19 protein-coding genes are annotated in these 23,528 nt (G+C 59.3%); 14 read left to right on the top strand and 5 right to left on the bottom strand.

Annotated features, from left to right (window positions below):
* The first annotated feature begins 79 nt into the window (after positions 1 to 79).
* Both RBB81_RS05835 and RBB81_RS05830 read left to right on the top strand, forming a co-directional pair.
* The gene (locus RBB81_RS05835; protein ID WP_179581020.1) at positions 80 to 394 is read left to right on the top strand and encodes a VOC family protein; all 315 of its coding nucleotides are present in this window, start codon (positions 80 to 82) and stop codon (positions 392 to 394) included.
* Positions 395 to 438: 44 nt separating this feature from the next.
* Positions 439 to 1,773, top strand: a complete 1,335-nt coding sequence (locus RBB81_RS05830; RefSeq protein ID WP_179581018.1) for a DNA polymerase thumb domain-containing protein — start codon at positions 439 to 441, stop codon at positions 1,771 to 1,773.
* An 83-nt stretch (positions 1,774 to 1,856) separates the two neighbouring features.
* Here the strand turns inward: RBB81_RS05830 and RBB81_RS05825 are convergent, their stop codons facing one another.
* Positions 1,857 to 2,780 carry an EamA family transporter gene (locus RBB81_RS05825; RefSeq protein WP_353073035.1) on the bottom strand — a complete coding sequence of 308 codons (924 nt, stop codon included), beginning with the start codon at positions 2,778 to 2,780 and terminating at the stop codon, positions 1,857 to 1,859.
* A 178-nt stretch (positions 2,781 to 2,958) separates the two neighbouring features.
* On the opposite strand from RBB81_RS05825, the gene RBB81_RS05820 reads away from it, so the two are divergent.
* The 6 genes from RBB81_RS05820 (at position 2,959) to RBB81_RS05795 (ending at position 8,105) form a co-directional block, all read left to right on the top strand.
* On the top strand, positions 2,959 to 3,915 hold the full coding sequence (locus RBB81_RS05820) for an ABC transporter ATP-binding protein (RefSeq protein ID WP_179581013.1): 957 nt from the start codon (positions 2,959 to 2,961) through the stop codon (positions 3,913 to 3,915).
* 76 nt (positions 3,916 to 3,991) lie between these two features.
* Positions 3,992 to 4,795, top strand: a complete 804-nt coding sequence (locus RBB81_RS05815; protein WP_179581011.1) for an ABC transporter permease — start codon at positions 3,992 to 3,994, stop codon at positions 4,793 to 4,795.
* A 103-nt stretch (positions 4,796 to 4,898) separates the two neighbouring features.
* Positions 4,899 to 5,255, top strand: coding sequence for a VOC family protein (locus tag RBB81_RS05810; RefSeq protein WP_353073034.1), 357 nt, complete (start codon positions 4,899 to 4,901; stop codon positions 5,253 to 5,255).
* A 169-nt stretch (positions 5,256 to 5,424) separates the two neighbouring features.
* A complete protein-coding gene (locus RBB81_RS05805; RefSeq protein ID WP_179581009.1) occupies positions 5,425 to 6,594 on the top strand; it encodes a sensor histidine kinase in 1,170 nt (389 codons plus the stop codon).
* The gene (locus RBB81_RS05800) at positions 6,591 to 7,205 is read left to right on the top strand and encodes a response regulator transcription factor (protein WP_353073033.1); all 615 of its coding nucleotides are present in this window, start codon (positions 6,591 to 6,593) and stop codon (positions 7,203 to 7,205) included. Before RBB81_RS05805 ends, RBB81_RS05800 begins: the two co-directional genes overlap by 4 nt.
* 252 nt (positions 7,206 to 7,457) lie before the next feature.
* Positions 7,458 to 8,105, top strand: coding sequence for a hypothetical protein (locus RBB81_RS05795; RefSeq protein ID WP_353073032.1), 648 nt, complete (start codon positions 7,458 to 7,460; stop codon positions 8,103 to 8,105).
* A 161-nt stretch (positions 8,106 to 8,266) separates the two neighbouring features.
* On the opposite strand, the gene RBB81_RS05790 is transcribed toward RBB81_RS05795, so the two are convergent.
* From RBB81_RS05790 to RBB81_RS05780, 3 genes are all read right to left on the bottom strand, one after another.
* Positions 8,267 to 10,681, bottom strand: a complete 2,415-nt coding sequence (locus tag RBB81_RS05790; RefSeq protein ID WP_246373682.1) for a S9 family peptidase — start codon at positions 10,679 to 10,681, stop codon at positions 8,267 to 8,269.
* A gap of 304 nt (positions 10,682 to 10,985) precedes the next feature.
* Positions 10,986 to 11,783 carry an RNA methyltransferase gene (locus tag RBB81_RS05785; RefSeq protein ID WP_353073031.1) on the bottom strand — a complete coding sequence of 266 codons (798 nt, stop codon included), beginning with the start codon at positions 11,781 to 11,783 and terminating at the stop codon, positions 10,986 to 10,988.
* 77 nt (positions 11,784 to 11,860) lie between these two features.
* On the bottom strand, positions 11,861 to 12,817 hold the full coding sequence (locus RBB81_RS05780; protein WP_353073030.1) for a YXWGXW repeat-containing protein: 957 nt from the start codon (positions 12,815 to 12,817) through the stop codon (positions 11,861 to 11,863).
* Between the two features lie 488 nt (positions 12,818 to 13,305).
* On the opposite strand from RBB81_RS05780, the gene dnaG reads away from it, so the two are divergent.
* From dnaG to RBB81_RS05750, 6 genes are all read left to right on the top strand, one after another.
* Positions 13,306 to 15,099, top strand: coding sequence for a DNA primase (gene dnaG, locus RBB81_RS05775; RefSeq protein WP_353073029.1), 1,794 nt, complete (start codon positions 13,306 to 13,308; stop codon positions 15,097 to 15,099).
* 110 nt (positions 15,100 to 15,209) lie between these two features.
* The gene (locus RBB81_RS05770; protein WP_353073028.1) at positions 15,210 to 16,604 is read left to right on the top strand and encodes a lipopolysaccharide biosynthesis protein; all 1,395 of its coding nucleotides are present in this window, start codon (positions 15,210 to 15,212) and stop codon (positions 16,602 to 16,604) included.
* Positions 16,605 to 17,157: 553 nt separating this feature from the next.
* Positions 17,158 to 18,867 (top strand): RNA polymerase sigma factor RpoD, encoded by a 1,710-nt coding sequence (rpoD, locus tag RBB81_RS05765; RefSeq protein WP_179580996.1) that lies wholly within the window; start codon positions 17,158 to 17,160, stop codon positions 18,865 to 18,867.
* Between the two features lie 243 nt (positions 18,868 to 19,110).
* Complete coding sequence (locus tag RBB81_RS05760; protein WP_353073027.1) at positions 19,111 to 20,955, top strand: hypothetical protein; 1,845 nt, start codon at positions 19,111 to 19,113, stop codon at positions 20,953 to 20,955.
* Between the two features lie 41 nt (positions 20,956 to 20,996).
* Complete coding sequence (locus RBB81_RS05755) at positions 20,997 to 22,148, top strand: glycosyltransferase family 2 protein (RefSeq protein ID WP_218892285.1); 1,152 nt, start codon at positions 20,997 to 20,999, stop codon at positions 22,146 to 22,148.
* Positions 22,149 to 22,647: 499 nt separating this feature from the next.
* Positions 22,648 to 23,094 carry an NINE protein gene (locus RBB81_RS05750; protein ID WP_179580993.1) on the top strand — a complete coding sequence of 149 codons (447 nt, stop codon included), beginning with the start codon at positions 22,648 to 22,650 and terminating at the stop codon, positions 23,092 to 23,094.
* A 100-nt stretch (positions 23,095 to 23,194) separates the two neighbouring features.
* On the opposite strand, the gene RBB81_RS05745 is transcribed toward RBB81_RS05750, so the two are convergent.
* A complete protein-coding gene (locus RBB81_RS05745; protein WP_179580992.1) occupies positions 23,195 to 23,521 on the bottom strand; it encodes a hypothetical protein in 327 nt (108 codons plus the stop codon).
* Between the last annotated feature and the right edge of the window lie 7 nt (positions 23,522 to 23,528).

Genomic DNA, 23,528 nt, shown 5'->3' with positions numbered 1-23,528 from the left:
TTCTATCGAGAAATAGACTGGACAGCTTCCATCCCGAAGTGATTACATCGACACCCTACCTCGAAGGGAGGATGCCGGAATGTTCAAGTCATCCGACTGCGTCGCAATTCACCTGCAGGACATCACGGCAGCCGAGAACTTCTACACCAACGTGATGAAGTTCACCCTCGTTAATCGCTCCGAAAGCCACCTCGAATACGACACCGGACTCTTCCGCCTCTGCGTCGATCGGGAGCTCAATGCTCGGCCACCACTCCCGAACTTCACCGTTCCGGACATCGGCAAAGTAAAGACAGGCCTGGTCGCAAACGGCTGCGTGATTCTTCGTGAAAGCCATAACTGTCTCAACTTCAGCGACCCCTTCGGCATCACCTATGCCATCGTCCAGGCGTGAGAACGGGAGCAAATAAAAGGCGAATATAATCCTCAGTACGAGCCGTGTCCGCCCACGTCCAACCCGACCGCTTCCACTTCCTCCATATCGACCTCAACAGCTTCTTCGCGTCCGTCGAACAGCAGCTCCACCCGGAGTACCGCGGCAAACCTCTCGCCGTCGTCCCCACCATGGCCGACACCACCTGCTGCATCGCCGCCAGCTATGAAGCCAAAGCCTTCAAGGTCAAAACCGGCACCCAGGTCGGCGAAGCCAAAAAGCTCTGCCCCGGCATCATCCTCATCGCCGGCGACCACGCCGACTACGCCAAATACTCCCACGACATCACCAAGGCCGTCGAACTAGCCTGCCCCGTCGCCCACAACCCTTCCATTGACGAGATGGTCTGCCAGCTCATCGGCCGCGAACAGGAACCCCCGCGCGCCCGCAAGATCGCCCTCGAGATCAAGCAGTCCATCTACAAAAATGTCGGCGTCGCCCTGCGCTGCTCCATCGGCATGGCGCCCAACCGCTACCTCGCCAAGATCGCCAGCGACATGCAGAAGCCCGACGGTCTCATCGGTCTGCTCCCCTCTCAACTACCCCGCGCCATCGCGCACCTCGAACTCCGCGACCTCCCCGGCGTAGGTGCCCGCACCGAACTCCGCCTGAACAAAAAAGGCATCACCACCATGGAGCAGCTCCTCGCGCTCGACCGCAACGGCATGCGCACCCTCTTCGACTCCGTCTGGGGCGATCGCATGTACCACTGGCTGCGCGGCGTCCAGACCGAAGACACCACAGGCAACAACGTCGCCCAGGCCGTCCAGAAGTCCCTCGGCCACTCCCACGTCCTCGCACCCGAACACCGCTCCCCCGAAGGCTCCTGGGCCGTCGCGCACAAGCTCCTCCACAAAGCCGCCATGCGCCTCCGCATGGAGCACTTCTACACCGGCTCCCTCTCCGTCACCATCCGCTACCAGCTCACGCGCGAACAAGCCGAAGCCAGGGCCGCGCACGGCAAAGTCAAGCAGCACTACTCCGGCATCAAAAACTCCGGCTGGGGCATGGAAGCCCGCTTTCGCGACTGCCAGGACACCCTCACCCTGCTCGAAATCCTGCGCTCTCTCTGGGCCCAGCGACCGCAAGGCGCCGAGTTTCAGAAACCCTTCTTCGTCGGCATCACCCTCCGCGACCTCATCCCCGAAGACGAGCACCAGCCCGAGCTCTTCGCCAACCCCAACAACCGCGCCGACCTCTCCGCCACCATGGACAAGCTCAACCTCAAGTACGGCCACACCACCCTACACTTCGCCGGCATGCTTCCCGCCCGCGAATCCGCCCCCACCCGCATCGCCTTCACCCAGATTCCCGTCCAGTACGGCGTCGACTACATGTAGCCTCGATCACCACAAAAAAGGCGCCGAAGGCGCGTCAGCCTCGATGGCAGATCGCGCCGTGCGCGCAGCACGCCTTTAATCTCCTAACCATCCGCATCAACCCTCTGCTTCTTAGCAGTAGTAATCAACACCACGCTAACCAAAACAAACGCAGTCCCCAAAACAGTCCGCATTCCAAGTCCTTCACCACCCACAAAATATCCCAGCATCACGGCCACCACCGGATTCACGTACGCATAAGTCCCAACCTTCGTAGGCGACTCATGATGAATCAGCCACACATAAGCCGTAAACCCAACGATCGACCCAGCAACAATCAGATACACCAAAGCGAACCAGGCCCCACGCGAAACACCTCCCGGATGAAAGTTTCGAAACTCGCCCACACCAGCCGCCACAAGCGCAAGCAGCAATCCCCCTGTCAACATCTGCGCCCCCGAGCTCATCACCTTCGACTCAGGCAGCGGCAGCAAACGCGACAACACCGAAGCCACCGACCAACTCAGCGATCCCACAATCAGAGCCACCGCGCCCGTAGTCTCAATCGCAGCCCCACCAAGGTTCAGCGAGTGGCTCATCAGCACAGCCACCCCGCCAACCCCGATCAGCAGCGCAAACGCCAGACGAACCGTAAGCCTCTGCGTCCGCAGAAACACAATCTCCGACAGCGCCATGAACACCGGAATCGTGGCCATCATTACCGCCGCAACTCCCGAAGCCACACGCTGCTCAGCCCAGAACAACAGCCCATAGTCGACCACGAAGATCAACAGAGCGATCAGCGATATCGAACCCCACTGCCGCACATTCGGCAGGCTCTCTCCTTTTGCAAGCATCCACCCAAAGAGCACAAGCCCCGCGACCACAAACCGCATTGCCGCACAGAGAAAAGGCGGGACCTCATGCACGCTCACCCGAATCGCAAGAAACGTCGATCCCCACACAAAATAAATAATCGCGAAAGCCAACAAGGTCTTCCACGCAGGACGATCAGTAACGGCTTCCATTGCCAATTTCTACCACGCGGTCGTGCCCAAAACTGTCACCAGTCTTCCGGCAACCGTTCATCCGCCCTTTTGTGACTCGGAACATGACATCTGTCACCCACAACTCCTGACGTCCCACACTACTGCCGCCGCGCAAACCATCGCATCATCATCCTGTAAACCAGACAGGAGACCGATCATGCCCTTGACCTCCATCGCTTACGAGACCGAAACACCGCCGGCCAACGGACCTCACATCGCGCACCGACAGCCCATCGCCACCCTCACCGGCGTCACCAAGCGCTACGGCAACGCCTCGGCCCCCACCTTCGCGTTGGACCGCCTCAACCTCGCCCTCCGCCCCGGCGAGATCGTCGCTCTCCTCGGCCCCAACGGCGCCGGAAAATCCACCGCCATCAAACTCCTTCTCGGCCTCATCGCCCCCACCTCCGGCTCCGTCCGCGTCTTCGGCAGCGATCCCCGCGAAGCTGCCACCCGCACCCGCGTCGGAGCCATGCTGCAGGTCTCGCGCATCACCGAGATGCTCAAAGTCCGTGAGCACCTCGACCTCTTTCGCAGCTACTACCCCAATCCCCTGCCCATCCCCGACATCCTCCGCATCGCCCACCTCCAGGGCATCGAAGATCGCCTCTTCGGCCAACTCAGCGGCGGCCAGAAGCAGCGTGTCCTCTTCGCCCTCGCCCTCTGCGGCAACCCCGACCTCATCTTCCTCGACGAGCCCACAGTAGGCATGGACATCGAAGCCCGCCGCGGCCTCTGGGCAGAGATCCGCGTCCTCTCCGCACTGGGAAAAACCGTCCTCCTCACCACGCACTATCTCGAAGAGGCCGACGCCCTCGCCGACCGCATCATCGTCATCAACAAAGGCCGCGTCATCTGCGAAGGCACCCCAGCCGAGATCAAACGCAACAGCGGCGGACGCCGCATCCGCTGCCACACAACTCTCTCAAGCGAACTCCTGCAAGCTCTCCCCTCTGTAACCAGCGTCGAGCGCAACGGAGAGACGACCATCGTCACAGCCGTCAACGCAGAAGACGTAGTCCGCGAAATGCTCCTGCGCGACGAGACTCTCACCGGTCTGGAGATCGCCAGCCCCGCACTCGAAGACGCCTTCCTCGCCCTGACAAGAAGCTAATGACGACGCAGACTCTATCCCGCCTTTGCTGTTCGAACTTAAGTCGCAGCCAAATAGATTTGCCAAGGAGCATCCAATGTCCACCTCCGCCATCACCCATCCTCTCCCGACTGCAACGAACTCCACCCGCACCATTCGCATCTTTCGCAAAGAATCAAAATACGAGTTCGTAAAACTCATCCGCACCCGCTCCTTCTCTCTTGCCACCATCGGCTTCCCGGTCATGTTCTACGTCCTCTTCGGCGTCGCCAACCGCCACGCCTACGAAGGCGGCATACACCTGGCAAAATATATGCTGGCCGGTTACGCCTGCTTCGGCCTTATCGGAGCGGCACTCTTCGGCATAGGCGTCGGCCTCTCCTCCGATCTCGCCGCCGGCTGGCTCGAACTCAAACGCGCAAGCCCAATGCCCGTCTCGGCCTACCTCTTTGCCAAATGCGCCTCCGCCGTAGCCTTCGGTCTCATCATCGTCAGCATCCTCACCATCATCGGAATCTCCTTCGGAGACGTCCACCTCTCCGCCGCCGAACTGTTCAAGATGCTCGGCATGACCGCCGTCGGTTCCATCAGCTTCGCCAGCATGGGCCTCCTCATCGCGCTCCTCGTCCCCGCAAACGCCGCACCCGGCATCATCAATCTCATCTACCTGCCCATGTCCTTCCTCAGCGGCCTGTGGGTGCCTATTCGCTTCATGCCTCACTGGCTGCAGGGCATAGCGCCACTTCTACCCACCTACCATCTCTCCCAGCTCATGCTCAGCATCTTCCACTACGGAGACTCGATGTCCCTCACCACTCACTGGAATGCACTCATCGGCTTCACCCTCCTAATGCTGGGAATCAGCCGCCTCCTCTTCCACCGAAAGGAACAGAACGCATAGCGCGTAAAGCGATACACTTTCGGCATCGGACGTACGTAGATGAGCTTCACGTCGAGCACACGATGAGCACAAACAACCAAAGGAACGACAGAAGGCATCCCCGATGATCTTTGGCGCGCACGTGGTCTTATACAGCACGGACCCAGCCGCCGACCGAGCCTTCCTGCGCGATGTCCTGGGGCTCGCCTCTGTGGACGCAGGCCATGGATGGCTGATCTTCGCATTGCCTCCCGCAGAGGTCGCCATTCATCCAGCCGAAGCGAATGGCCGGCACGAGCTCTATCTCATGTGCAACGACCTCAGGGCGGAGATCTCCGCACTCGCGAACAAAGCTGTCCAATGTTCCGAAGTGCACGAAGAGCGGTGGGGTTCTATCGTCAGAATCCGCCTTCCTGGCGGAGGCGAGGTCGGCCTCTATCAACCCAAACATCCAACAGCCTTCAGCGATCTTTCCGACTGACGCACGACCGTAATCTAAGCCACCGAAACCAACGGACCAACATGAGCGAAAGACCACAAAGATCGACCGATTCTCGGATTCAAGCGACTCCTCTTCCATCGCAAAGAACAGAACGAATAAACAGCAGAGGCACAAGACCACAGCGGCGTAAACTGCTCTGGAGCAATCCATGACCGGCAACGACAACATCTCGAGCGCGCGCGAAAGCAAGTGGCCATGGATTTGGTTGGCCTACACTGGCTTTCTCTTCATCGATCCCATCCTGGAGCCGAACCGGCATATCTGGCTCGGCACCATCGCAGTCTTCGTCACCTTTCTTGCGCTCTTCTTCGGCTACGTTCGCGCAACCGACGAGGGCCGCCCCCTCCGTTTCTGGATGATCGGCGCCACCTTTCTCCTCGGCCTCGTTACCTTCCCATGGAACTCCGGCGCCATAACTTTCTTCGTCTACGTCGCCGGCTTTCTTCCCTTCAGCGTCGAATCGAAGCGCCGCGTTCTCGCTCTCTTCTTCGTTGAGTCCCTCGCCATTCTCGGCGAAACCTATCTCTTCCGCGCACCGGGCCCACTACAGATCGGATGGCCGAACGCTATCATCGGAATCTTCCTCCTCATCATCATCGGCGGTGGCAACATCTTCTTCGCCGAGCAGAAACGAGCGGAATGCAAACTACGCGCGGCCCAGGAAGAGAACGTGGCCCTCGCCGCCGTCGCCGAACGAGAACGCATCGCCCGCGATCTCCACGACGTCCTCGGCCACACCCTCTCTGTCATCGTTCTCAAGGCAGAGCTCGCCGGCCGACTCATCGAGAGCGACCCGCAACGTGCAGTCCGCGAGATCGCCGACGTTGAAACTACCGCCCGAACAGCCCTTAGCGAAGTACGCGAGGCCATCGGCGGCTACCGCTCTCAGGGCCTCACCGCCGAAATGGAGCGAACCCGCAAAACCCTCCAATCCGCCGGTGTCGCGCTCTCCTGCGAATCTCCAGTCCCCCAACTCAACGCCTCGGAAGAGACCGTTCTGTGCCTCACCGTTCGCGAAGCCGTCACCAACATCGTGCGACACGCCAAGGCCACGCAGTGTCGCATCCGCTTCGCCCGCTCCGAAGACGGCTATCACTCCCTCCTCATCACCGACGACGGAAACCAGCCCAGGATCAGAGAAGGCAACGGCCTCCGCGGAATGCGAGAGCGCGTCCAATCGCTCGGCGGCCGCCTCTCCATCACAACCAGCCCAGGCGTCACGATCCTCATCGAGCTGCCTCACACTACTGACACCCAAAACGACCTGACACCGTCGACACATTCGAGTGAAATCAAAGCTCCCTTTGTGACCACATGAGCACAGCCATCCGCGTCATCCTAGCCGAAGATCAGGCCATGGTCCTGGGTGCTCTCTCCGCCCTCCTCGAGCTCGAAGCCGACATCTCCGTCGTCGCCACCACCGCCAACGGGCGCGACGCCTTCGAAGCCGTTGGTCGCCTGAAACCCGACGTCCTCGTCACCGACATCGAGATGCCTCACATGACCGGTCTCGAACTAGCCGCGAACCTGCGCACCAACCAACCCAACGTTCGCACCATCATCCTCACCACCTTCGCCCGTCCCGGCTACCTCCGCCGCGCCCTCGACGCCGGAGCTCGCGGCTATCTCCTCAAGGACCGCCCCGCAAAAGAATTAGCCGACGCCGTCCGTCGCGTCCATCGCGGCATGCGCGTCGTCGACCCCGCCCTCGCCGCCGAAGCCTGGAACGCCGAGCTCGACCCCCTCACCGACCGCGAGCGCCAAATCCTCCAGCGCGCCGGCGACGGCCGCAGCAGCACCGAAATCGCCAACGAACTTCACCTCTCCGAAGGCACCGTCCGCAACTACCTCTCCGAAGCCATCGCCAAACTCGGCGCCTCCAACCGCGTCGACGCCGCCCGCATCGCCCGCACCAAGGGCTGGCTCTAGCAACTCCCTAATTCCTTGCGCATGCAGCAGCCGTTCTTGCTGTTGTTGCGTTGAAGTTTCAGTTGCACCTTCAGTTTGGGTTCCGGTTGCCATTGCAGTTGTCGTTGCTTTTCTTGTTGTCATCCCCGAAGGGGATCTGCGTCTCTACTCTCCCATCAAAATCCCACTCAAATTGCCACACCCAAGGCAACCTTTCCCCGGTAAGCCGCGAACCACCTCTCCTGCATCCCACAATCTGAACAGGAGATACACATGAACATGCTTTCCATCCGCACCACCCTCCGCACAGCCGCCCTCTGCGGCGCACTCGTCGCACTCGCCTCCGGCTGCAACAAAAAGGCTGACAACACCCTCAACTTCACCAGCGCCATCAACACCTACTACTCCGCCCACCCTGCCTGCCTCTGGTCCGACCCCATAAAATTCCCCGTCCAGGCCGACACCTCCAATAACAGCAAGACCTCAAACTACGATGCCCTCGTCGATCAGGGCCTCCTCGTCCGCACCACCGCCGAAAAGAAGGTTCTCATCATCGCCAGCAAACAGGTCAACAACTACGATCTCTCCGACAAGGGCCGCGCCGCCTGGACCGCCGACACCACCCAACCCGGTTACGGAAACTTCTGCTACGGCCATCGCAAAGTCTCCAGCATCGACAGCTCCACTCCCACCACAAGCGACCCCGGTGCCACCACTCAGGTCACCTACCACTACAACATCCCCGACGCCCCCGCCTGGGCCACCGCCGCCGAAACTCAAAACGCCTATCCGCAACTCCAGACAGAACTGGCAGCCCCCCAGAACGCCCAGGCCACCCTCACCAACACCAGCAACGGCTGGCAGGTCTCCTCAGCCAAATCCACCAACTCCTCCAGCAACGACGGAAAGATCGTCGAATAAGCAGCCTTCCTGAATCAAAAATCTAAAGCCGACCAGCGGGAGGGCCCCACTCCCGCCCGGCCAGGACCGGTACACAAGCCACGAAGTGGCCGCGCGAATCGGGGTCCCCGCAAACAGGTCTTCGTTTGCGGGGTGACTGAGCGCAGCGGGCCTTTCACGCACTACCGATCGAAATCCTCCTCCGCATCCCCAGGCCCCGACCGCATCGCCGCCATCGCCGCAGCATACGACTTCATCTCGTACTCATGCGGCGGCACATCCCCCGCAAGATTCTTCACGAAATAATCCCACCGCCGCCGCGTCATGTACTGACTCGCCTCGCCATATCCATGAGCGACATTCGGAATGATCAGCAGATCAAAATCCTTATTCGCCTTGATCAACGCGTCCACCACCAGCAGCGTGTTATTCAACGGCACATTATTGTCCATCGAACCATGCGCCAGCAGCAGCTTGCCCTTCAGATTTTTCGCCACACTCTGATTCGCCTGGCTGTCATAGTTCGTCGTCCCATCGGCATTCTTCACCAGCAGCCCATTCCACTTCTCCGCCCAGTCATCTTCATAGTCCCTCTGGTCATGATTTCCACTCTCCGCAATCCCCACCTTGAAGAAGTCAGGATAATGAAACATTGCCGCGGCCGTGGCATTCCCACCGCCCGAGTGACCATACATCCCCGCTTTATCAATATCGATCCACGGATACTTCGCCGCCAGCTCCTTCATCCCCGCCACCTGATCCGGAATCGTGTTGTCACCAAGATCGCCGAAGTAAAACTCATGAAACGCCTTCGACCGGAACGACGTCCCCATCCCATCGATACACACCACCACAAACCCAAGCTCCGCCAACGACTGCATATCGCCGTGCGCCGCCGCGAAGCCCCGGCCACCGCACGAGCCCGTCTGCGGCCCAGGATAAACGTGGTTCACAATCGGATACTTCTTCGACGCATCCAGGTTCGTCGGCTTGAACATGTAACCGTACAAGTCCGTCTTCCCGTCCCGCGCCTTCACCACAATCGGCTCCGGAGCCACCCACCCCGCCGCCACCAGCTTCGAGATATCCTGCTTCGCCACCTCGACCACAACCTTGCCACTCTCATCCCGCACCACCGTCGTCTGTGGCTCGGTCGCAGTCGAGTACACATCGACAAAGTACCGCCCATCCTGCGACACCGTCACCGCATGATCCGCATTCTCCGGCGTCAGCAGCTTCATATCCTTCCCGGTAAACTTCACGCTGTAAAAGTGCGAGAAATAAGGATCGCGCCCAGGCTCCTTGCCCACCGCAAGAAAATAAATCGTCCGCGTCTTCTCGTCGACATGCAGTACCTGGGTCACATTTCCATCGCCGCGCGTAATCTTGTTCTTTAGACTGCCCGTAGCGGCATCGTACAAATACATCTGCCCCCAGCCATCTCGCTCGCTGAACCACAACAGCTCGTTCGTCTTCGAAAGATACTTCCAGTTCACCTTTCCGTTGCCGCTCTCGAAGAACTTCGATGCCGTCTCGCTCATCACACCCAGCACTTCGCCACTCGCAGCATCCGCAATCCGCACCCACTCCTGTTTGTGATCGCGGGAGGTCGAAACAAACATCAGCTGCTCCCCATCGTCGCTCCACTGCACATCATCCCACCCACTCCCACCGCGGCAACTCACGTCATCGCACAACGTCGAACGATGCTGATCAGGCGGCATCTTCAACCGGATCACCTTCGCCTTACCCACGTCGATGATCACCCGTTCAATCATCGTCACATCTGTATCTCCCACCAGCGGGTACTTCCACGCCTTCAGCTCCGGATGCCCATTCGTCACCGGAACCATGTACATCTCGCCGGTCTTCCGCTGATCCTGCTGAAATGTCGCGATCTTCTTTCCATCCGGCGACCAAACCAGGATCGGGTTATCGCTCATTGTCCACCCGGCGTTATCGGTCGCATAGCCATAGTCCTTCACACCATCGGTCGTCAGCTGCGTTTCTTTGCCGGTCGCAACCTCACGCACCCAAAGATTCCAATCACGAATAAATGCAGCCTTCGTCTTATCCGGCGAAAGTTCTCCATGCGCACCGTTCGCCTGCTCGCCATGAGACGCCTTCGCACCCGGCTCAATCACCTCGGTGCAAACGCCTACACCACTAAGATCACAACGAAACTTCCTCGAACCGTTCCCCACCACAATCGTCTTGTCGCCATCCGAAAAAACAATCTCCGAGATCATCAGGTGCTGTGCATCGGCCTTCATCTTGCCGCCCGTCGCACTCGTCAGCGCCGCCGCCAGCTTCTTCTGATCGAACGCCGGCGTCTTCGTCCCCCTCACGGGATCGACCACAATAAACGTGATCCCATCCGGCCCATTATCCCGATACCAGAACCGTCCGTCCCCCATCCACATCGGCCGCCGCCCCACACCGTGATACACCAGCGAACTGACGTTGTACCCCATGAACTTCTCTGCCCGCGCATAGTCCTCGGTCGTAAGCTGCTTGCCCTGCGCCATCCCACTCGCCGTGAAACAACACCCCACCACAACTCCCACAACAGCCGACAAACGCTGCTTCAAAAACATACTTAAAGCCTCCGGACGTTCCCGCCCTTCAAAATGTACGAATGACGCTTAGTCTACAGCCCGACCCGTTCCGGTGATATATGAAGTTGCATCTCCTCCCAGCGTTACTTGCCTTAGGCTTTATCTAAAAGAGAGGGCCCTTGTATTCGCGTTTGCTCACCTCATAGAAATTCGTCATCTCCACCGAAGCCGTTCACAGTCTCTCCGTGAACGGCGCAGTGGAGAGACCCCCGCATTTGCTGTTGCTGGTGCAGTTGTCTTTCTGGTTGTCATCCCATAGGGATCTGCTTTTGCATTTGCTTTTCTAGCTGTCATCCCCGGAGGGGAGCTGCGTTTTCACTCCCTTCCCTTCCACATCCGATCCACCCCCACCCACCTTCCACAACACCTGCCGCAGAATCCCCATCCAAATCGGCGCATCATTCGCCGTCACCCCCATCCTCAAAACCAGCCGCCGCACCTGCGCTTCATCGCAATTCGCAGGATGCCGCTTCGTATATCCAGTCGCCTCCAGCGCCTCAGTCAACAGTGCCGTCAACCGCTCCACCTCACCCGCACTAGCCGCCTTATCCGCACCACCCGCAGCAACCGCACTCCGCCCGCGCACCAGTTCATACAAACAAACCGCCACTGCCTGCCCAAGATTCATCGAAGGATGCCGAATCTCCTCCTGCTCCTCCATCGGAATCGTCAGCAGCCAATGACAGTAACTCAACTCATCGTTGCTCAGCCCCGTCTTCTCCGAACCGAACAGCAGCGCAACTCGTCCCTCACCCGCCAACTCGGAACTGATCTTCCCGCCCGCGTCCGCAAGCGCATATAAGGGATGCTGCAACGCCCGTTCGCCCACCGCCGTCGTACCCACCACCAGCGTGCAATCCCCAACCGCTTCGCCAACGCTGGCAAACACCTCCGCCCCCGCCAGCACCGCCGAAGCATCCACCGCCGACCGTGCAGTCTCGAACGGCACCGCATACTCATTCACGATCCGCAGATGGCGAAATCCAAAATCATGCATCGCCCGCGCCACCGCGCCGATGTTATTCGGGTTGCGTGCCCGCACCAGCACCACAACCACCCGATCCATCTCTTTCTTGACCATTCTTAAGATTCTAGGCACAAAAAAAGAGCGGTCGGCGAAAACCTCCGCCGGCCGCTCTCTCTTCGTTCTAAAACCGCCTACCGGTGCCCTTCATGTGCCTCGGCGTGCGGATGCTCCTGCGTGTTCGCATTGTGCTTATCGTTGTAGATCGACTTGCTGACGTTATTCTGACGTTGGTTGATCTGCTGGTGCTCCTGCGCGTTCAGATGTCCGCCGTTCGCCGCCCGGTCAGCCGCAGCCTGATGATTGATGCTCGCCTCGCGGTTCTCCAGGTTGCCCGTCTCATGCGCCGTCAGCTGACCCGACTGCACTCCCTGCCCGATACGCTGCTGCTGATTGGCCGCACGCACCCCGGGGCGAGAAAACGCTGCATTCTGCGGACGACCGCCGTTGACCGAAGCGAAGTTGCTGCGATCCGCGTGTGCCATCTGCACATGGCTCTGCTGCTCAGCCGTCGGTGCAATATGGTTCTCCCGCGCGAACGAAGCCTCCTGTGCCGACGGACGAGCCTGAAGTCCGCCGGTCCCGCCGTTGAAGCTCGTACGATTGTTAATCGCCGTGTGGTTGATCACCGTGTTATCGATGTACGTGTTGTGAATCACCGTCCGATTCACATTGACGACCGCGGTGTTATACGCAAAGCTGTTGCCCACCCAGCGTCCGCCCCCAAAACCTACGCCGCCGTAGCCGAACCCATAGTTCACGCCGCCGTAGAAGCCGACGTGCGGCCCCCAATAACCAGCGTGGAAGAGGTAAGCGCCACCACCCCATCCCCAGTAGCCCGGCGTCCACAGTAGTCCAACCTGCGGCGGACGAACCCACACACCCGGAACCCAGTAGTACCCCTCATCGCCATACGCCCAGTAGCCGGGATTCCACAGATATCCATCACCCGGGCAGATCGGCTGCGTATAAACCGGCAACACCGGCGGCGCAAAGCCCACCGAAATAAACACTCCCGCAAAAGAAGCCGCAGGCAAAAGCGCAAGAGCCGCGCCCACCACAAACTTACGGACTAAATTCGCCAATCTCATACATTCATCCTTTGGTTGGCCTAACGGCGCCTTGGCCGCGGCACTCAAGTTGTTGAATAGCCATGTATCTCAGCCGGCCATTCGCTCTCTACCCTCCATACAAACACACGCCTTCGACGGAAGTTCCGCACATGTACCGTAGGCCCGCGCGAATTCACGAAGATATCCCTCAATCGTTGTATGCAAACCGACTCCCGACCACCCAGTTCTCCCTGAACAGGAAAGGAGCAAAATAAAGTTCGAATTCGTGACGCATTTTTTTGACCTCAAAAGTGCACTGCTTTTTTTCCACGTTCACCATGCAGAACACCACGTTGTGACCAGCAAAAAACCATGGTCAAACACCCCAATCTGGCCCAACCCCCTCCAAAAAGCCCAGCAAATCCTCAAAGATCCAAGCCGCACCACGGCCAGAAAAAAATCTCCGTCTAAACTCATAAACAGGCCCAAAAAAACCTAAGCCCGTTGATCTGATCTCTCCAACTCCCATGTCCGACAACTTCGCACAAACCGTCAAGCAGCAGGCCGATATCGTCCGCATCATCGGCGACTACATCAAGCTGCGCAAATCCGGCGCTCAGAACTACACCGGCCTCTGCCCCTTTCACAAAGAAAAAACGGGATCGTTCTCCGTAAACGCCACCCATAACTACTTCTATTGCTTCGGCTGCCACGAAAAAGGCGACGTCTTCACCTTCGTCATGAAGCTCGAAAACATCAGCTTTCCCGAGGCCATCCGCGTAGTGGCCACCAAGTGCGGAATCCCCCTCCCCAAGCGCGAATTCAACTCCCCCGATGAGGTTCGCGAAGCCGGCATTCGCCGCCAACTCACCGACATTCACGAAGCCGCCACGCAGTACTTCGAAGCCGCACTCAAAGCTCCCGAAGCCGCACGCGCCCGCGAATACCTCACCGGTCGCGGCGTCACCGCCGAGACCATCGCGAAGTTCCGCATCGGCTACGCCCCCGACGACTTCAACCACATGCGCGAGCAGCTCGCCAAACACTTCCCCGACGAAGTCCTCCGCGCCAGCGGCCTCTTCAGCGCCAAAGAACAAAACGACGGCAGCCAAGGCCAGCTCTACGCACGCTTCCGCAAGCGCATCACCTTCCCCATCGCCAATGAACAAGGCAAAACCATCGCCTTCACAGCCCGCGCCCTCGACGCTGAAGATGAGAAGGGCCGCCCCATCGCGAAGTATCTTAACTCACCCGAAACCGCTCTCTACAGCAAAGGCCAGGTCCTCTTCAACCTCGATAAAGCTAAAGCCGACATCCGCGCCCTCGGCTTCGCGCTGCTGGTCGAGGGCCAGATGGACTGCATCTCTGTCTACATGGCCGGCATCAAAGGCGTTCTCGCAACCTCCGGTACTGCTTTCACAGAGATGCAGATCCGTCTCCTCAGCCGCTTCACCAAGCGCGTCATCGTCAACTTCGACCCGGACACCGCCGGCACCGCCGCTACCGAAAAATCCATCGCCCTCCTCACTGAAGAAGACTTCGAAGTGAAGATCGTCACCCTCGAAGGCGGTCTTGATCCCGACCGCTTCATCCGCGAGCAGGGCGTCCAGCAGTACATGGCAGCCCTGCGCGATGCGAAGCGCCACTCCGATTACCTCATCGACCGAGCCCGCGAACAATTCCCCACTCGTACTCCCGAAGGGAAGGTCAAAGCGATGAATTTCTTACTGCCGCACATCCGCCGTATGCCTTCAGTTCGACAGCGAGAAGAATTTGCAGTTGACGCGGCGCAGAAGCTTGGAATTTCGTTTGTTCACTCTAAAGAATTGAGTGACGCAGCGTCGAAAAAAGTTGAAAGCGTTAGTGCTCATCGGCTCGAACCGATCGATCGGAACGAGGAAATCCTCTTGCGCGTCCTCGTTCTCCCGGAGAACGACCCTGCGCGCATCCTGGCCGTCGAGCAGCTCACACAGCATCCGGAATGGTACGACAGCCTTTCGTCCGCCGCTTTACTTGAGTCACTCGCGAACGCGCCAGCACCCCCCAACCCTCTCGACGCGGCGCCCGACGAGCCCAGCCGAATTCTTCTAGCACGCACCCTTCAAAACGCCGAGAACCCTGATTCTGCCTCCACCAACGCGCAATCCATGACCGAGCTTGTCGAAAACGCGCTCGAAACCCTCAAGTGCCGCCAGCTCGAACGCCGCCAACGTGAGCTCCGCACCCTCATCGCCGAGGCAGACCGCCATGGCGACCATGAGATGCTGACTAAGCTCACCGCAGAAAAGCTTCAAATCGACCGTAAGCTGCGGGAGCAATAACGCAGCGATCGTCGATTTCTCGTGAACATCCTCCAAACCAACGGGTTATAAGAAAGTAGACTTGCCCTGTATCCGGGAAAATATTTAGGAAGCAAATCTCACTCATGAGCATGGACATCTCTACAAAGCGAAGGCTGATGCTTGGCTTCTTGACCAACTGGGTAGGGAAACTCTCCTCTACCGTGATTCAGTTCGTCCAGATCCCGGTCTTCCTCCACTTCTGGAGCGTGCCCCTCTACGGCGAATGGATGATCGTCAACTCCATCCCCGCCTATCTCAGCTTCAGCAATGTGGGCTTCGGCTCTGTCGCGGGCAACGAGATGACGATGCTGGTCGCCCGCGATGACCGTGCTGCCGCTCTCCGCGTCTTCCAGAGCTGTTGGTGGCTCATCGCCATCATCTGCACAGCGACGATCGTACTGCTCTCCGGAACCCTCTACTATCTTCCCGCCTCCCGCCTCCTCAAGCTCACCACGCTGGGTGAGGCCGACACCAAGTGGATCATCTTTTATCTCGGCGTCTCCGTCCTGCTCGGGCAATTAGAGCAGCTCCTTCAATCTGCTTACCGAGCCATCGGCCGCTACCCCTACGGCACCTTCCTCAAAAACATGTTCTCCCTCTTCGCCTTTGGCTGCATGATCGCCGCAGTCACACTGGGTGCAGGCGCACGCATGACAGCGTTGGTCTTTGCCTCGGTTAACGTAGCCATCACCATATTCTTCTGCATTCTCGTCCGGCGCGACATCCCCTGGATCGAATATGGGTGGCAACACGCGAGCTTCGCCGAGATTCGCAAGCTCGCCCGACCGGCCTTCGCCTACATGGGATTCCCCCTCGGTAACGCCCTCAGCCTGCAAGGCAGCCTGCTCGCCGTCGGATACGCTCTCGGGCCCACCGACGTCGTTATCTTCAGCACTGCCCGCACTGTCTCGCGGGTAGCCCTGCAGATGGTCCAAATGGTCAACAACACCTTCGAACCCGAGATGTCGATCGCCTTCGGAGCCGGAAACTACGAACTCACTCGAACTCTGCTCCGCCGCGCCTGCCAGCTGGCCCTGCTCGTAGCCCTGATCCTGGTTATCGTCATGCTCAGCTTCGGCCCATGGTTTCTGGTTCATTGGACCGGTGGCCACGTCCCACCCAGCCGACCCCTCCTCAGCATCCTTCTCGCCGTTGTCGTCCTCTACGCGTTGTGGTCCACCAGCGGCACGCTGATGACCTCCACCAACCAGCACCAGCGCCTGGCCACCTACTATATCCTTGGCACCAGCGTCGCCTGCGTTCTCTGCTACGTCCTGGCGCGAGCCTACGGGCTCTATGGAGCGGCGGCCTCACTCCTGATCTCAGAGATCGTCATGAATCTTTACGTCGTCCCTGCCTGCCTGCGCATCGCCCACGATACCCTGCCCGCCTTCCTGGCCAGCATGCTCCACTACCCATCCTCCCTCCGCCCTGCATCCCTGTTAGCCAGGATCCGCCGCTCAAAACCCGGCTTCGAAAGCTGAAATCACACCCGCAAATCACTCTGATCGGCTTACAGTAGCGGGTGATCGCGAGCGAACCGCCGATTCATCAAACACACGAAACCCTGCAAAAATGACCAACTTCCAGAGCACTACCCCCGGATACAAGAACAAACACGGCCAGATCGTAATCTCCCGGACCGGATTTCCCTCAGAATCCTTCCCCGGCCAGACCATCTACCACTTACGTTGTACCCATTGCCACCACGATTACGGCTCGGCTGGCAAAGATATTCACCTCCGCCGCTGTCCCCGCCACCAGAATGGCACCCAAGGCGAATCACTTCGCGCCGCTGCCCTGAATCTTTTTCCCTCGGAAAGCGTCTAACTTATGTGGTATCCTGTGATTCGCTGGGGACGTGTGCCTTCGAATGCCCGGACTCTCTTTAGGGTCATCGGGCTTGCCAACGCGGTCTAAACCGTAATCTGCTCCCTGCCCATTACGATACAACCAAGGGACATGTCCGCCTGAATACCACAATCGACACCAGCGGCATCCCAGTTATCAGAATCTTTCGCAGGAGTGCGCACAGCCGTGGCTGAAGAAATTGACAAGTACGAAGACGATATAGACAAGCTCATCGACACAGGGAAAGAAAAGGGATATCTCACCTACGGCGAGGTCAACGACCTCCTCCCAGGCGATATCACCACCCCCGACGATCTCGATGACCTTCTCACCACAATCAACACCCAGGGCATCGACGTCCTTTCAGGGGAAGAGCGCGCCAGTGGCCGCGACAAATACGAACCGGAAGCCGGCGAAGAGTCCGACGACGTAGAACTCGACCTCTCGCCCGGAACCCTCGAGAAGACCAACGACCCCGTCCGCATGTATCTCCGCGAGATGGGAACCGTTCCCCTGCTCACCCGTGAGGGAGAAGTCGAGATCGCCAAGCGCATCGAGCGCGGACAGCTCCGCGTCATGAAGGCCATCTCGCGCTCGCCCATCGTGATCCGCGAGATCGTAGGCCTGGGCGAAGACCTCCGTCGCGGCGTCCGCAACATCAAGGAAGTCGTTACCTTCGATGAAGAAGAGCTCACCGAAGAGATCCTGCAAGCCCGCGTTCGCGCAACCGCCGGCCGCATCGACGTCATCGTCAAGCACCAGAAGAAGCTTCACGGCCTTGAAGAAAAACTCGAAGCGCCCGCAGGTAAAGACGCCAAGGCCAAAGCCAAAGAGACCCGCAAGACCCGCTGGCTCATCGGCCGCGAGCACGTCTACATCAATCGCATCGTTCGCGAGCTGAAGTACACCAACGGCGAGAAGAAACGCCTGCTCGACAAGGTCAACAAGACCGTCGACGCCATGCGCACCCTGGAGCGTCAGATCAAGACTCTCGAGGTCAAGCACGAAGCCTCGAAGTCCGAAGAGCTGCGCAAAGAGTACCGCCGCCAGCAGAAGAACTGCCGCACCGACCTCGAACGCGTCGAAGCTGACGCCGGTATCTCGCTGGTCGACCTCAAGCGCACCCAGCGCGAGATGATCCAGGGCGACATGGACGCGGAGCGCGCCAAGCGCGAGCTCATCGAGGCCAACCTTCGCCTTGTCGTCTCCATCGCCAAGAAGTACACCAACCGCGGCCTCCAGTTCCTCGACCTCATCCAGGAGGGCAACATTGGCCTCATGAAGGCCGTCGACAAGTTCGAGTACCGTCGCGGTTACAAATTCTCGACCTACGCCACCTGGTGGATCCGTCAGGCCATCACCCGCGCCATCGCGGACCAGGCCCGCACCATCCGTATCCCGGTGCACATGATCGAGACCATCAATAAGCTCATCCGCACATCGCGTCAGCTGGTGCAGGAGCTTGGCCGCGAAGCCTCCTCAGAAGAAATAGCCCGCCGCATGGACATCCCGGTCGCCAAGGTCCGCAAGGTCCTCAAGATCGCCCAGGAGCCCATCTCCCTCGAGACCCCCATCGGAGAAGAGGAAGATTCGCACCTCGGAGACTTCATCGAAGACCGCATGGCCGTCTCCCCGGCTGACGCAGTCATCAGCGTCAACCTCAAGGAGTACACCTCGCAGGTCCTCCGCACCCTGACCCCGCGCGAAGAGCGTGTGATCAAGATGCGCTTCGGCCTCGAAGACGGCTCCGAGCACACCCTTGAAGAGGTCGGCCAGTCCTTCCAGGTCACCCGCGAGCGCATCCGCCAGATAGAGGCCAAGGCACTCCGCAAGCTCCGTCACCCCAGCCGCAGCCGCAAGCTGAAGGCCTTCGTCGACGGCGTCAAGGACATGTAACTCCATTCATCACAATTCAACACGGACGACGGGCGCCAACGAAAGCTGGCGCCCTTTCCTTTGCAGCAAACAAACGCCATCTCTCGACCAGCGGGAGGGCCAACCGAAGGAGTATATAAGTCACGAAGTGCCCGCCCCGCGCGGAGCGGGCACTTCCGGCAGGACAAAAGATTTACAGGTTCTTTCTTTTCTTCTGAGATGATAAGAAAGATCGATCAGCAACACGGAGGACCCCGCCCCCGCATGACACTCCCCTCGTCGGAGCCCAACCGTCTCCCCTATTGGCTGCGTCGTCTCTGGCCTATCTACTGCTTCCTCGCCGCCCTCGTCACCTTCGGCTACGCTCTCTACGATCCCTACCAGATCGACGGCGACGCAGTCTCCTACATGGATATCGGCGACCTCATCCGCGCTCACAACTGGCACGCCGTCATCAACGGCTACTGGAACCCCCTCTATCCCGCCTTCCTTGCCCTCGGCCACACCCTCTTCCACTCCACCCGCTACACCGAACTCCACGCCTACTACATGGTCAACTTCGGCATCTTCCTCCTGGAGATGCTCGCCATCATCGCTTTCACAGACGCCCTCATCCAACTCCGCGACCTCCGCGAAACCTCGACTCACCCACCAGGCGCAGCGTCCTCCCTTCCAGCATCTTTCCTTTTAGATCACTACACCCTCCGTTACCTCGGCATCGGCCTCCTCGTCATCTCCACCCAACGCGAACTCAGCATGGGAAAGGTCCGTCCCGACGCGCTCCTTCAAGCCTTCCTGCTCTTGGGCGTAGCTGCGCTCCTGAAGCACCTCGCAACCAGCCATCTGCGTTACGCCACTCTCATGGGCATCGCGCTCGGCCTCGCCTATCTCACTAAATCCTTCGCCTTCCTCTTCACCTTGCTCTGCATTCTCGCGCTGATCCTCTTCCGTACCTTCTGGCAACGACACTCGGCCGCTCGGGTCGCCGCAGCCAGTCTCCTTGCACTGGTCTGCTTCTCTGTTATCGCCGGCCCCTACATCGCCGCGCTCTCCAAACAGAAAGGCCGCTTCGACTTCGGCGACTCTGGCAGCCTCAACTACGCCTGGTTCATCAGCGGCACCGAGAAGATGCACCTCCAAGCCAACCAGACATCTCTCTTCGGCTCCTCCGAAGTTCACCTCAAACATCCTGAGAAGCAGCTTCTGCAAGCGCCCGCCATCTTCAGTTACAAAGAACTACCCTACGGCACCTATCCTGACTGGTTCGACAACTCCTACTGGAACGATCAGGTCAAGGCGCACATGAACCCGCGGCTCGAAGTCGTCGTCATTGGTCAGTGCATCGTGCGCATCATTCGTTACATCGCGAACCACCCCGAGGCCTGGATTCTCCTCATTGTCACGTTCCTTCTGAGCGCGCGTCTTCACCGCGACTGGCAACCTGCTGCGAATGCTTTCTGGCTCGCGCCGATGCTCCTTGGCCTCGGCATCTTAGGCATCTACGGCATGGTGAACATCGAAGACCGCTACATCACCGTCGGCCTCCTCGCCATCCTGCTACCGCTCTTCGCGTCGCTCCGTCTACCCCCGTCCGTTCAAACCGTTGCCGCCCGCACCGCAGTTTCAGCCGCCGTCGTTCTCCTCGCCCTGCTGGCCGTGGCAGAGTCCGCCCGCACGGTCGGAGAACTCCGCCGCGAACTTCCCTTTGCCGGGTTGCCGGTCGGCTGGTACAGCCCAAGCATCTTCGGAGCCGCCCACGCACTCAACGACCTCGGCGTAGGCCCTGGCGACACCGTTGCCTGCATCGGAACCATAGCCTGCCTCTATGATCCCTACTGGGCTCGTTTGGCTGGCGTCCGCGTCCTCACCGAGATCTACGAACCGAACACCCCTCTCTATCCCTCCTTCGCCGCCATGCCCAACCGCGCTGAAGCCTTCGATGTCGTACGCCGTCAAGGAGACAAGGTCCTCGTCGGTTACTTCACCCCCGGCCTGATGACCGGCACCAACCCTATCTCTGCGGGCTGGCACGAACTGGACAGCTCCCCCTTTTACGCTCTCCCCCTCAACCTTCCTGCGACGACTTCCACGGAAGGGATTCAGCCCTGACGCCGCAAGTCCCACACCATCACTTTGGTAGCATGCAAACAATGAGCGATCTGACCGTAACCATCCTTATGCCATGCCTCAACGAAGCAGAGACGCTCGCTTTCTGCGTTCGCCAGGCGGTCGCCGCTCTCCGCGACAACAACGTCGCCGGCGAAGTCGTCGTCGCCGACAACGGCAGCACCGATGGTTCGCAAAAGATCGCCACCGATGAAGGCGCTCGCGTCGTCAACGTCCCCGTCCGTGGCTATGGGGCAGCCCTCATCGCCGGTATCGAGGCCGCGCGCGGCAAATACATCTTGATGGCCGACGCCGACGCCAGCTATCACTTCGAACATCTTCCCCGCTTCCTCCCAAAACTCGACGAAGGCTACGACCTCGTTATGGGCAATCGCTTCTCCGGCACCATCGAGCCCGGCGCCATGCCACCGCTCCACCGTTATCTCGGCAATCCGGTTCTCTCTTCCATCGGCCGCATCTTCTTCGGCATTCCCGTCCGCGACTTCCACTGCGGACTCCGTGCCTTCCGCCGCGACCCCATCCTCGCGCTCAACCTCCGCACCACCGGCATGGAGTTCGCCTCAGAGATGGTCGTGAAATCCTCCCTCGCCGGCCTTCGGATGACCGAAGTGCCCACCACCCTCTCGCCCGATGGCCGCAGTCGCCCGCCCCACCTTCGCTCATGGCGCGACGGCTGGCGTCATCTGCGCTTCCTCCTTCTGTTCAGTCCCCGCTGGCTCTTCCTGATCCCCGGCGTCGTCACCTTCTTCGTCGGCATCATCCTTTCGCTCTGGCTCATCCCAGGCCCCCAAACCGTCGGCCGATGGACCTTCGACGTCGACACCCTCACCTACGCGCTCGGCCTCGTCCTCATTGGAGCCCACATCTCCGTCTTCGCCGTCAGCGCACGCGTCTTCGGCACACAGGAGGGCTTCCTGCCGCCCAATCCAAAGTTCGAACGCATCTTCAACTACATCAATCTCGAAGTTGGCCTGCTCTTCGGAAGTGCTCTCCTGTTGGTCGGCCTCGGAATCCTCGGCTACGCCATTCATATATGGCATAGCGCCGGATTCGGAAATCTCTCCGCCCAGCGCATGCTTCGCCTCACCTTACCGTCGGCAACCTGCTTCATGTTGGGGGTAGAAGCCATCTTCGGCAGCTTCTTTTTAAGTCTGCTCGGAATGAACCGCCGGTGAGAAAGCTCTGTTCGAACGTAACGCGACACAGCCGAGTTTGATGCCCAGCCGGTCACTTTCAATGCAGATTTAGGCCTCTGCAGCCGGTACAAATCCATCGCATCGCTGATGGGTGAAACCTTCAGGTGCAGCGCCGCATGCTTCGGATGACCGCACTCATCCAGCAGGTCCGCATCTGCTTTTTTGCTGCTAAGTATAGTGACCAAACACCGAACTCTTCGCGTGATGCTCGCCAAAGTGATTGCAAAGTCCGCACTATCCGTTGTGAACCGGCTGCATAACAACCTCCTGCTTTCTTTAGATCAGAGTCACGAACGCGTCGCGCCGTTGATTCGCACATCATGATTTGCTGCAACTCTACGCCGCATAAAACCCTATGTAAATTGCAACTGTGCAGCCCTAATCAGACGTCGAACTCTGCCCGGTCCCTCCCTAAATTGGGAACCATCATGCCTGTCGCAGCGTACCTCTCCTCGAAGTCATCAAGAGGAGCAAAATCATGCAGATCACCGACCCCCTCTACACCGCCAGCATGACCGACCAGCAGCGCGCCTGGTTTTACGCCGAGTACGAACGCGCCCACAAGGACGAGGTTGTCGGCTTTCTCCTCGCGCTCTTCCTCGGCGACTTCGGTATTCACCACTTTTACCTCCGCCGAAACACTGCCGGCATCATCTATCTCATCTTCTTCTGGACCGGCATCCCCGCAATTCTCGGCATTATCGAATGCTTCTTCATGCCAGGCCGAGTCCGCCAGTACAACGCTGCTCTGGCGCTCTACATCTCCAACCAGATCCTCGCCAGTTCGACCCCCCACAGCGAACCGGCACCTGCAACCTCGCACTGTCCCGACTGCAGCAGCCCCATCGACCCTTCCGCATCCTTCTGCCCCCACTGCGGAGCCACAATCACCCACAATCACCAGACCACACAGGCCGCGACCTAAATCCATCGACACGACCCAACCCACGATCCCAGCGCAAGGAAAAGGGCTCCATCAGGAGCCCTCTCTTTCTCAACATCGGAATTTAATCGCTGCGCCGTAACTACGCGCCAGTGCTGTGCTTCACCGCAGCTTCATACCCAGCGGTAAAGTTCGAGCGGTACTCATCGCGAGCCGCACCCTTCACCGGTGGGTGAACATACAGGTGAGACGCCTTCGCGTCGATCTTCCGCTTCGCCGTCATGTCCAGCTGGGCTGCTTCAACCCCGTCGCGGTAGGCTGACTGCGCCTGCTCCGTGCCCGGAGGAGGCGTATTCCAACTCCGGCTCTCTGTCGTGGGTGCCTGGTTCGTCTGGGCGTGTGCGAAAAATGTTGCACCGCTCATAAGTGCCACTGCGATCAGTGGTGTTGCAATTCGAGTTCGCTTCATCGTGTTT

The sequence above is a fragment of the Tunturibacter gelidoferens genome, from assembly GCF_040358255.1.
Classification (GTDB): domain Bacteria; phylum Acidobacteriota; class Terriglobia; order Terriglobales; family Acidobacteriaceae; genus Edaphobacter; species Edaphobacter gelidiferens.
This window is presented reverse-complemented; position numbering and strand designations above follow the sequence as displayed.

What these genes read in the sequence shown, in the direction of transcription:
- RBB81_RS05835 (WP_179581020.1), top strand. Translation starts at nt 80, where the DNA reads ATGTTCAAGTCATCCGACTGCGTCGCAATTCACCTGCAGGACATCACG.
- RBB81_RS05825 (WP_353073035.1), bottom strand. Translation starts at nt 2,780, where the DNA reads ATGGAAGCCGTTACTGATCGTCCTGCGTGGAAGACCTTGTTGGCTTTC.
- RBB81_RS05820 (WP_179581013.1), top strand. Translation starts at nt 2,959, where the DNA reads ATGCCCTTGACCTCCATCGCTTACGAGACCGAAACACCGCCGGCCAAC.
- RBB81_RS05815 (WP_179581011.1), top strand. Translation starts at nt 3,992, where the DNA reads ATGTCCACCTCCGCCATCACCCATCCTCTCCCGACTGCAACGAACTCC.
- RBB81_RS05810 (WP_353073034.1), top strand. Translation starts at nt 4,899, where the DNA reads ATGATCTTTGGCGCGCACGTGGTCTTATACAGCACGGACCCAGCCGCC.
- RBB81_RS05805 (WP_179581009.1), top strand. Translation starts at nt 5,425, where the DNA reads ATGACCGGCAACGACAACATCTCGAGCGCGCGCGAAAGCAAGTGGCCA.
- RBB81_RS05800 (WP_353073033.1), top strand. Translation starts at nt 6,591, where the DNA reads ATGAGCACAGCCATCCGCGTCATCCTAGCCGAAGATCAGGCCATGGTC.
- RBB81_RS05795 (WP_353073032.1), top strand. Translation starts at nt 7,458, where the DNA reads ATGAACATGCTTTCCATCCGCACCACCCTCCGCACAGCCGCCCTCTGC.
- RBB81_RS05790 (WP_246373682.1), bottom strand. Translation starts at nt 10,681, where the DNA reads ATGTTTTTGAAGCAGCGTTTGTCGGCTGTTGTGGGAGTTGTGGTGGGG.
- RBB81_RS05785 (WP_353073031.1), bottom strand. Translation starts at nt 11,783, where the DNA reads ATGGTCAAGAAAGAGATGGATCGGGTGGTTGTGGTGCTGGTGCGGGCA.
- RBB81_RS05780 (WP_353073030.1), bottom strand. Translation starts at nt 12,817, where the DNA reads ATGAGATTGGCGAATTTAGTCCGTAAGTTTGTGGTGGGCGCGGCTCTT.
- dnaG (WP_353073029.1), top strand. Translation starts at nt 13,306, where the DNA reads ATGTCCGACAACTTCGCACAAACCGTCAAGCAGCAGGCCGATATCGTC.
- RBB81_RS05770 (WP_353073028.1), top strand. Translation starts at nt 15,210, where the DNA reads ATGGACATCTCTACAAAGCGAAGGCTGATGCTTGGCTTCTTGACCAAC.
- RBB81_RS05760 (WP_353073027.1), top strand. Translation starts at nt 19,111, where the DNA reads ATGACACTCCCCTCGTCGGAGCCCAACCGTCTCCCCTATTGGCTGCGT.
- RBB81_RS05755 (WP_218892285.1), top strand. Translation starts at nt 20,997, where the DNA reads ATGAGCGATCTGACCGTAACCATCCTTATGCCATGCCTCAACGAAGCA.
- RBB81_RS05750 (WP_179580993.1), top strand. Translation starts at nt 22,648, where the DNA reads ATGCAGATCACCGACCCCCTCTACACCGCCAGCATGACCGACCAGCAG.
- RBB81_RS05745 (WP_179580992.1), bottom strand. Translation starts at nt 23,521, where the DNA reads ATGAAGCGAACTCGAATTGCAACACCACTGATCGCAGTGGCACTTATG.